At 66.2% G+C, this 10,524-nt stretch carries 1 protein-coding gene and 1 pseudogene; both read right to left on the minus strand.

What is annotated here, in order from left to right; genetic code table 11:
- Nucleotides 1-4,742: pseudogene (locus tag ACFWU2_RS20720) on the minus strand (amino acid adenylation domain-containing protein); the annotation flags it as partial.
- A 119-nt stretch (nucleotides 4,743-4,861) separates the two neighbouring features.
- Nucleotides 4,862-10,524 (minus strand): amino acid adenylation domain-containing protein (locus ACFWU2_RS20725; protein WP_378610141.1); only part of this gene is annotated, 5,663 nt, incomplete at its 5' end.

A 10,524-nucleotide genomic window follows, 5' to 3' on the forward strand; every position in this document is an offset into this window, starting at 1 on the left:
AACCCCCGCAACTTCACCTGAAAATCGGTACGACCGATGTACTCCAACTCACCAACAGCAGACCACCGCACCAGATCACCCGTGCGATAAAGACGTGCACCGTCCTCGAACGGCGACGCCACAAAACGCTCCGCAGACAAATCCGGCCGACCCACATACCCCCGAGCCAACTGCACACCCGACAGATACAACTCACCCGCAACACCCACCGGCACCGGCGCAAGTCGACCATCGAGCACATACACCTGCGTGTTCCACACCGGCGCACCGATCGGAACCGACACCACGTCAGCATCGGACACCTCGTGGAACGTCACATCCACCGCAGCCTCGGTCGGACCATACAAATTGTGCACAGCAGCATCCGGCAACAACACACGCGTGCGCGCCGCCAACGACGGCGACAACGCCTCACCCGACGCGAACACCAGACGCAGACCCGACAGATCCGACACCCCGGCTTCGGCCACAAACACCGCCAACATCGACGGCACAAAATGCGCCACCGACACCGAACGCTCCGCCATCACCGTCGCCAGATACGCCGGATCACGATGACCGTCCGGAGCAGCCACCACCAACCGCGCACCCACACCCAACGGCCAGAAAAACTCCCACACCGACACATCGAACGTAAACGGCGTCTTCTGCAACACCACATCATCTCGGGTGAGCGAGTATTCGTGCTCCATCCACTCGAGACGATTGACAATCGCCCCATGCGAGACCGCCACACCCTTCGGCCGGCCCGTCGACCCCGACGTGAAAATCACATACGCCGTATTCGACGGCCGCACCGGCGCGGTCCGCTCCGCATCCGACACCGGCGCGGTCGCAACGCCCGAAAGATCAAGCGTGTCGATCAACACCACCGGCACCGACACCGGAACGTCGAACCCGTCCCGCGACGTCGACACCACCAACACCGGCGCCGCAGACTCCACAATGAAACCATTACGCTCAGCAGGCTGATCCGGATCGATCGGCACATAGGCGCCACCCGCCCGCACAATCGCATACATCCCCACCAGCAGATCCAACGACCGGCGAACCGCCAACCCCACCATCGTCTCCGGACCCGCACCCCGCGACATCAAATAGCGCGCAAGCTGATTGACCCGCGCATCGAACTCGCCGTATGTCAACGACTCGCCCTCGAACACCACCGCCACCGCATCCGGCGACGCAGCGACCTGCGCATCGAACCGGTCCAGCAACGTTCCTTCGGGCACCGGATGCGCCGTATCGTTCCACCGCTCGAGCACCGTCACACGCTCATCGGCGCCCAGCAGATCGATATCGCCCACACGCCGCGCCGGATCAGCCACTACAGCTTCGAGGATCCGCACGAACCGCTCCGCGAACCCCTCCACCGTCGAAGCATCGAACAAATCGGTCGCATACGTGAACTCGATACCGAAACCCTGCGACTGCTCACCCGACCCGGCCAGATCGGTGACGGTCACCTGCAGATCGAACTTCGCGATCGCCGTGTCGAATTCCAGTGACTCGACCGACAGGCCGGGGAGCTCGAGGGATGTGACGGGCATGTTCTGGAAGGTCAACATCACTTGGAACAGCGGATGACGCGCCTGCGAACGCGCAGGATCGAGCACCTCCACCAACCGCTCGAACGGCACATCCGCATGCGCGAATGCCTCCAGGTCCACGTCGCGCACGCTGCCGAGCACCTCGTCGAACGAGCGGGAGGTGTCGATCGGAGTCCTGAGCACCAAGGTGTTGACGAACATGCCGATCGCATCGTCCAGCGCGGCGTCCCCGCGACCGGCGACAGGTGATCCGACGACAATGTCCTCGGTACCCGACAACCGGCCGAGCAGCACTGCCAACGCGGCGTGCACCAGCATGAACTCGGTCGAGCCCTGCCGGCGCGCGAGCTCTGCGATACGACGACGCAGGTCGGGACCCACGTCGAGCCGGTGCGACGCTCCTCGGTTGCTCGCCACCGCGGGGCGCGGGCGATCCCGTGGAAGCTCCAGCTCGTCGGGAAGCTCCGCCAGCGTCCGGCGCCAATAGTCGAGTTGTTGTGCCATGAGCGACGACGGGTCGTCCTCGCTGCCGAGCACCTCGCGCTGCCAGAGTGCGTAATCGGCGTACTGCACCTCGAGGGGTTCCCACTGCGGAGCACTACCCGAGGCCCGGGACACATAGGCGGACATGACATCTCGTGTCAGAGGGCCGGCGGAGAATCCGTCGGCGGAGATGTGGTGGACCACCACCACCAGCACGTATTCCTGGTCGGAGACACGCAGCACCCGCACCCGGAACGGCACCTGACGGGTGACGTCGAATCCTTCGGAGACGATGCCGGTGACGCGGGCGACCACGTCGTTCGGGGAGATCGGTTCGGGCGTCACATCGACGACGCATTCCGAGACCGGCAGCACCTGCTGACTGCCGACACCCTCGTCGTCCGGGTAGATGGTCCGGAGCGACTCGTGCCGGGCGATCACGTCGGAGACCGCGGACGACAGGGCCTCGACCTCGACCCGTCCCACGAGCCGTATCGCCAACGCGATGTTGTTCACCGCAGAGTCGGGATCGAGCCGGTTGAGGAACCACATCCGCTGCTGCGCCAGCGACAACGGCACCCGATCCGGACGGACCTGGGCGACCAGCGGCGCACGCGTGTCGCCCCCGGAAGCCGATGCGGCGTCGACGAGCACCGCGAGTTCGGCGGCGGTCGGCGCATCGAAGAACTCGCGGACGTCGATGCGGACGTTGTGGTCGGCACCGAGTCGTGCCACCACGCGGGTCGCACTGAGCGAGTTGCCGCCGAGGTCGAAGAAGTCGTCGTCCACGCCGAGTCCTTCGACGCCGAGAACCTGCTCGAAGGCAGCAATCACAGTGTGTTCGGTCGGGGTGGACGGCGCGCGGTACTCCCGCTGGAGTGAGCTGAAGTCGGGTTCCGGCAACGACTTTCGGTCGAGTTTTCCGCTCGCGCCCAGAGGGAAGGCGTCGAGTGCGACGAACAGCGAGGGCACCATGTAACCGGGAAGACGCCGCCGCACCGCCTCCGCGAGTTCGGTGCGGTCGATCTCGCGGCCGTCGGTGACGAGATAGGCGACGAGGTGGTCGCCGAGGGTGGGTTCGTGGTGCACCACCACCACGGCTTGACGCACCGTCGGGTGGTCGAGCAGCGCCGATTCGATCTCTCCGAGTTCGATGCGCAGTCCGCGGAGCTTGACCTGGAAGTCGGTGCGGCCGATGTACTCGAGTTGCCCGTCGGCGTTCGTCTTCACGAGGTCACCGGTCCGGTACATGCGGTCGCCGGCGTCTCCGAACGGGTCTGCGACGAACCGGTCGGAGGTCAGATCGGGGCGTTGCAGGTAGCCACGCGCCAACTGGACCCCGGCGAGGTACAACTCGCCCTCGGATCCGTCCGGAACCGGACGCAGACCCTCGTCCAGAACGTAGAGACCGGTGTCGGCAACCGCCGCACCGATAGGGACGACGGTGTCGCCGGGCGCGGTGGCGTAATAGGTGACGTCGACCGCGGCTTCGGTGGGCCCGTACAAATTGTGCAGGCTCGCCGAGGACAGTTGATGGAACCGCGCCACCGTCTGCGGAGGCAGCGCCTCACCGGACGCGAAGACGTAGCGCAGGGAGGTCACCGACGCAGCGGCAGGCTCCTCGAGGTACACCGCGAGCATCGACGGTACGAAGTGAGCGATGGTCACGCCGTGGTCGATCATGGTGCGGGCGAGGTACCCCGGATCGCGATGGCCGTCGGGCGCTGCGATCGTCAGGCACGCTCCCACCTGTAGCGGCCAGAAGAACTCCCACACCGACACGTCGAACGTGAACGGGGTCTTCTGCACGACCACGTCGTCGGCGCGCATTCCGTACTCGGCCTGACGCCAGGCGATGTTCGCGACGATCGCGCGGTGTTCGACCGCAACGCCCTTGGGCCGACCGGTGGACCCGGAGGTGAAGATGACGTACGCCAGGTGGTCCGCGGTCAGCGCGCCCGTCCGCTCCTCGGGCCGGACGGGTTCGTCGGAGACGCCCGACAGGTCGATCGTGTCGACTGCCACCGTCGGAACCGTGGCGGGCAGGTCCACGTCGTCTCGTGCGGTCGTGACGACGACTGCGGGTTCGGCGATCTCGAGGACGTACGCGAGCCGATCGGCCGGGTGATCGGGATCGAGAGGCACGTATGCGCCACCGGCCTTGACGATCGCATACATGCCGACGAGCAACTCGAACGAGCGCCGGACGGCGAGACCGACGCGCACGTCAGGCCCCACACCGAGGGCGATCAGATGCCGCGCGAGGCGATTCGCGCGCGCATCGAACTCGCGATAGGTCAGGGTGTCGTTCTCGAATCGGAGCGCCGTTGCGTCCGGTGTCGCCGCCACCTGCGCATCGAACTTTGCAGCGAGGGTGTTCGGGTCGGCTACCGCCGGCGCTACCGCGTCGTTTCCGAGCACCACCAGGGCGTCGGAGAGAAGCGACTCGACGACCGCGGGAAGTCCTGCGCCGCCGAGCAGTCCGGGAGCCACGTTCGACAGCACGACGGGGAGGAGAGCGTCGAACCCGAGCGCGCCACCCATCGCCGCGTCAAGGGTGGATATCTCCTGGTGCAGGCTGCCGTAGGTAAGCCGGGTCTCGCCGTCGACGAGGGCTACACGGTCGGGCTCGACGTCCGCCACGGCGGCGAGCACCCGAGGCAGATCGCCGATTGCCAACGCCGGATTGCCCGCCATGTCACTCGTCATCTACCCCATCCTCCTGAAATAACCTGCGCTCGCTGTATCGCTCACGCGACCCCCGACGGTACTGTCCGAGCGTCGAACGACATCCGATCCTCGATTATCCCGAACGGACCGACGCAGAACTAATCCGCGGAAATCACTCCCTCCGCCAGGGCGATCACCTCACGCACGAGTTGTGCGAGGCCGTCCGCCCCCAGTTCGGGCAGCATTCCCGGCACCAACCCGTTGAGCACCACCGATACGAGCGCTTCCGCGGTCAGCGCACCGCCTGTGGTCGTCGTCATCGTGTCCAGGCGTCCCGCGAACTCACCGAATGTGACTTCTCGTTCACCGTGCGCGAAGGCCACCGTGTCGGGTGCGACCGTGGCTGCTGCCGTCACGAGTGCGGGAAGATCCGCCACCGTTCGCGCCTTCCGCGGCCGTGCGGCACGCGCACGTTCCTCGTCCGAACGGATGTCGATCGACCGCAGCACCGTGCGAGGGTCGGTGGCGACGGCATCGAGGATCCGGACGAAGCGCCGACCGAACGTTTCCACCGTTGCCGCGTCGAACAACGCCGTGGCGTAGGTGAAGGTCACCGCGAGATCCTGAAGCGCACCACCCGGCGAGAACTGTTCGACGATCGTGCACTGCAGATCGAATTTCGCTTGGTCTACGCCCGCCTCGAGCGGAGTCACTGCCAGACCCGGCAGTTCGAACGTCCCTGTTTCGATGTTCTGGAACGTCAGCATCGCCTGGAACAGCGGAGTGTAGGAACTGCTCCGACGCACGCCGAGTCGTTCCACGACCTGTTCGAACGGCACGTCCGCGTTGCCGAACGCGGCGAGATCCTTTTCCCTGGCCTGTTCCAGCAGGTCCGAAAACGTCGACGAACCGGTGACGCGGGTACGGAGCACCAGGGTGTTGACGAACATGCCGACGAGACCGTCGAGTGCTTCTTCACCACGACCCGCTGTCGGAGTGCCCACGGTGATGTCGTCGCTGCCGGACAACCTGGAGAGCAGCACCGCGAACGCGGCGTGCATCGCCATGAAGACGGTGGCGTGGTACTCCCGTGCGACCTTCTCGATACGAGCGGCGAGTTCCTCACCGACGTCGAAGGTGATCGACGCTCCCGCCGTGGACTGCCGAGCCGGTCGCGGACGGTCCGTGGGGAGCGCAAGCACTTCGGGCGCGCCCGCGAGTTCGCTTGCCCAGTAACCGAGTTGGCGTGACAGCTCGCTGTCCGGATCGTCCTCGGACCCGAGGACGGACTGCTGCCAGAGCGTGTAGTCCGCATACTGCACCTCGAGTGGCTCCCAGCCCGGGGCATCTCCCTGCGCGTGGGCGGTGTAGGCGAGCATCACGTCGCGGACGAGCGGTCGCATCGAGTAACCGTCCGCGGCGATGTGGTGCGCCACCACGGCCAGCACATGTTCGCTCGCCGAGATCCGGAACACCGCCATCCGCACCGGAGGCAGCGAACCGGTGACATCGAATCCCGCCCCGAGGATTTCGGTGAGACGTTCGACGAGTTCGTCGGGCGCCACCTCGATCGGGGTGAGACCGGGCACGGCCTGCGCAACCGGCAGGACGACCTGCACGGGGCCGTCCTCGGTGTCCGGGTAGACGGTCCGGAGTACCTCGTGCCTCGCGAACAGGTCGAAGACCGCGTTCTGGAGGGCCTCGGTGTCGAGTTCACCGGTCAAGCGCACCGCAACCGGGATGTTGTAGACACCGGAGTTCGGATCGACCCGGTTCAGGGTCCACATTCGCTGCTGCGCCAACGACAACGGAATACGTTCGGGCCGCGGTCCGGCGACGAGGGGGGCGCGAGCCCCCGCCCCGACGGAAGGCTGGATATGGGCGGCAAGGGCCTCCACCGTGGGTGCCTCGAACACCTTGCGCACGGCCACCTTCGTGTCGAGCGCCGCGCCGAGACGTGCCGCGAGCTGTGTCGCGAGCAGGGAATTGCCGCCGAGCACGAAGAAGTCGTCGTCGAGACCTGCCCGCTCGACACCGAGCAGCTCGGCCACCACATCCGCGACGACCTCCTCGACCGGATTGGTCGGTGCGCGGAACTCGCCGGCCTCGACACTGGGATCGGGCAGTGCCGCGCGGTCGAGTTTGCCGTTGGTGTTGAGCGGGAGCGCACCGAGTTCGACGAACACCGACGGCACCATGTAGGACGGCAGCCGCTCGGCGAGCGCGGAACGGACCGCGGTTTCGTCGAAGTCCCGGTCGGTGACCGGAACGACGTAGGCGATCAACCGGTCACCGATCCGGGCGTCGGCGCGCACCACGACAGCGACATCGCGCACGCCCGGAAGGTCACGCAGAGCAACCTCGATCTCGCCGAGTTCGATCCGATATCCACGAATCTTCACCTGGAAGTCGGCGCGGTCGAGGTATTCGAGACGGCCGTCCCGGTTCCATCGAACGATGTCGCCGGTGCGGTACATGCGTCCGCCGCCGAACGGATCCGCGACGAATCTGTCGGCCGTCAGGTCCGGGCGGTGGTGGTAGCCACGCGCCAGTTGGGCGCCCGCGAGGTACAACTCGCCTGCCACACCCGGGGCGACCGGACGCAGCCGCCCGTCGAGAACGTGGACGGCGGTGTTCCACTCGGGCACACCGATCGGGACGATGACCGTGTCGTCATCGCCGACCTCGTGAACGGTGACCGAGACGGCAGCTTCGGTCGGACCGTACAGGTTGTACAGCGCCGCCGAATTCGCCTGGCGGAATTGCTGTGCCACCGGAGCCGGCAGGGCCTCGCCGATCGCGAGGACGCGACGCAGCGACGGGGAAAGCGGGCCCGCCGCCACGGTCATGAGCATCGACAGCATGGACGGAACGGTGTGCAACGTGGTGACGTTGCGGTCACGGAGCAGTCCGAGCAGGTAGTCGGGGTCCCGATGACCGTCCGCCGTTGCCACGACCAGACGAGCACCGGACGTGAGCGCCGACCAGAACTCCCACACCGACAGGTCGAAGGTGGCGACCGTCTTGAGGAGCACGGCATCGTCCGGGCCGAGACCGAAGAAGCTGCGCTTCCACAGCAACTGGTTCACGATCGCGGCGTGCGGAACGGCAACACCCTTCGGCCGGCCCGTCGAACCGGACGTGAAGATCACGTAGGCCGTGTGGTCCGGGCGCAGCGGCGCGGTCCGCTCGGCGTCGGTGACCGGTGTGTCCGCGACGCCGGAGAGGTCGACGTTGTCGAGTTCGACCACCCGAACCTGCCCGTGTTCGACCCGGTCCGCACTCGTCGTGACGATGGCGGCGGGTGCAGCGGTGTCGAGGATGTATGCGTTCCGCTCGGCGGGCTGGGCCGGATCGACGGGCACGTACGCGGCGCCGGTCTTGGCGATCGCGTACATCCCCACCAGCAGTTCGGGCGAACGCCGAATTGCCAGTGCCACGCGGTCTTCGGGTCCTACACCGAGCGAGATCAGATGACGGGCGAGCCGGTTCACCGACGAGTCGAACTCGCCGTACGTCCACTGCCGGCCCTCGTAGTCGAGTGCCACGGCATCACGCCGGGTGGCGACCTGCTCGTCGAACAGGTCGACGAGGGTGGCGGATACGCCGGTGTCGTGGGTGGTCTCGTTCCGTTCGGCAAGAACGTGGCGCTCGGACGGGAGAAGCAAAAGGTGGTCGCCGACCGGCGCAGCGGGATCCTCGACGAACGCACCGAGTAGCTGCACGAGCCTGTCTGCGACCGCTTCCACGGTCTCCCGCTCGAACAGATCCGTCGCGTAGGTGAGGATGGCGTCGATCCCGTCCGGCGTTCCGTCCTCGCGGTAACGGTCGGTGACGATCAGATGCATGTCGAACTGTGCGACGCCACCTTCGAGGTCGATCGGCGTTACGTCGAGACCGGGCAACTCGAGTTCCGAGCGGCGCTGGTTCTGGAACGAGAATCCGACCTGGAACAGCGGGTGCCGTGCGGTCGAGCGCGCCGGATTGAGCACCTCGACGAGTCGTTCGAACGGTATATCGGCATGCGCGAACGCCTGCAGATCCGTTTCACGGGCAGCGACGAGCAGATCACCGAAGGAGTTGCCGCCGTCCACCTGCAGCCGCAGCACGAGCGTGTTGACGAACATGCCGATGAGGTCGTCGGTCGCCTGCTGGTCACGGCCCGCGATGGGTGTGCCGACCGCGATGTCACCGGAACTCGACAGCCGGGCGAGCAGCGCCGCGAACGCGGCATGCACGGCCATGAACACCGTGGCATTCTGCGCCCGAGCGAGGTCGCGTAGCTCACCGTGCAGGTCGGCACCGATGCGGAACTCCACACGGTCGCCGCGGAAGTTCTGCTGTGCCGGCCGCGGTCGATCGAGCGGGAGATCCAGCTGGTCGGGCAGGTCGGCCAGGGACTCACGCCAATAGGCGAGCTGCTTCGCGGCGGTCGAGTTCGGGTCGTCTTCGGAGCCGAGCACCTCGCGCTGCCACAGCGCGTAGTCCGCGTACTGCACTTCCAATGGCGCCCATGCCGGTTCGGTTCCGGCGGTGCGCGCGGAATACGCTGTCATCACGTCACGCACCAGCGGCACCATCGAGGACCCGTCGCCACTGATGTGGTGCACGACCGTCACCAGCACATGGTCCTCGTCGGTCACGCGCAGCAGATGCATACGCACGGGCACGTTCGTCGTCACGTCGAATCCGGCCGAGACGATCTCGCGCATCCGGGTCTCGAGGTCTGTCGCCGTGACATCTTCCGGGGTCAGGTCCACCGACGCCTGCGTCGCCGAAAGGATGCGCTGAACGGGACCGGACTCTGTCTCCGGGTAGACGGTGCGCAGTGATTCGTGCCGGGAGACCAGATCCGCGACCGCGTCACGAAGCGCTCTGATGTCCAGTGCACCGGTCATCCGCAGGGCGAGCGGAATGTTGTATGCGGTGGAATCCGGATCGAACCGATTGAGGAACCACATCCGCTGCTGCGCCAACGACAACGGAATCTTCGCAGGCCGAACCCGAGCAACCAACGGAACCCCGGCACCCCTACCGGACACCTGCTCCACCCGCACCGCCAGTTCCCCGACAGTGGACGCCTCGAACAACTCCCGCACCGGCACCCGAGTACCGAGCGCCGCACCCAGACGCGCCACCACCTGGGTCGCAATCAGCGAGTTACCACCCAAGGCGAAGAAATCATCATCGAGCCCGACCCGCTCGACGCCGAGCACCTCGGAAAACACCGACGCCACCGCCAGCTCGGCAGACGACACCGGCGCCCGGAACTCCCGAACGTCCACCACCGGAGCGGGTAACGCCTTCCGGTCCAACTTGCCGGAAGCATTCAACGGGAACTCGTCGAGCACCACGAACGCCGACGGCACCATATAACCCGGCAACACCGCACCCAACCGACGCAACAACACCACAGAATCCACCGACGCACCCGCAGCCGGCACCACATACCCCACCAGCTGATCCCCGATATCGGAGCTCGACACCACTACCGTTGCCTGGCTGATCGACTCGTGCGACACCAACGCCGCCTCGATCTCACCGAGCTCGATCCGCAACCCCCGCAACTTCACCTGAAAATCGGTACGACCGAGGTACTCCAACTCACCATCGGCGTTCCACCGCACCAGATCACCCGTGCGATAAAGACGCTCACCGTCCCCGAACGGCGACGCCACAAACCGCTCCGCCGACAAATCCGGCCGACCCACATACCCTCGAGCCAACTGCACACCCGAGAGATACAACTCACCGACAACTCCGAGGGGTACCGGCACCAGCCGCTGGTCCAAAACATAGGTCCGGGTATTCCACACAGGTG

This window comes from Rhodococcus sp. NPDC058639 (genome assembly GCF_042717545.1).
In the GTDB taxonomy this organism is placed as follows: Bacteria; Actinomycetota; Actinomycetes; order Mycobacteriales; family Mycobacteriaceae; genus Rhodococcus.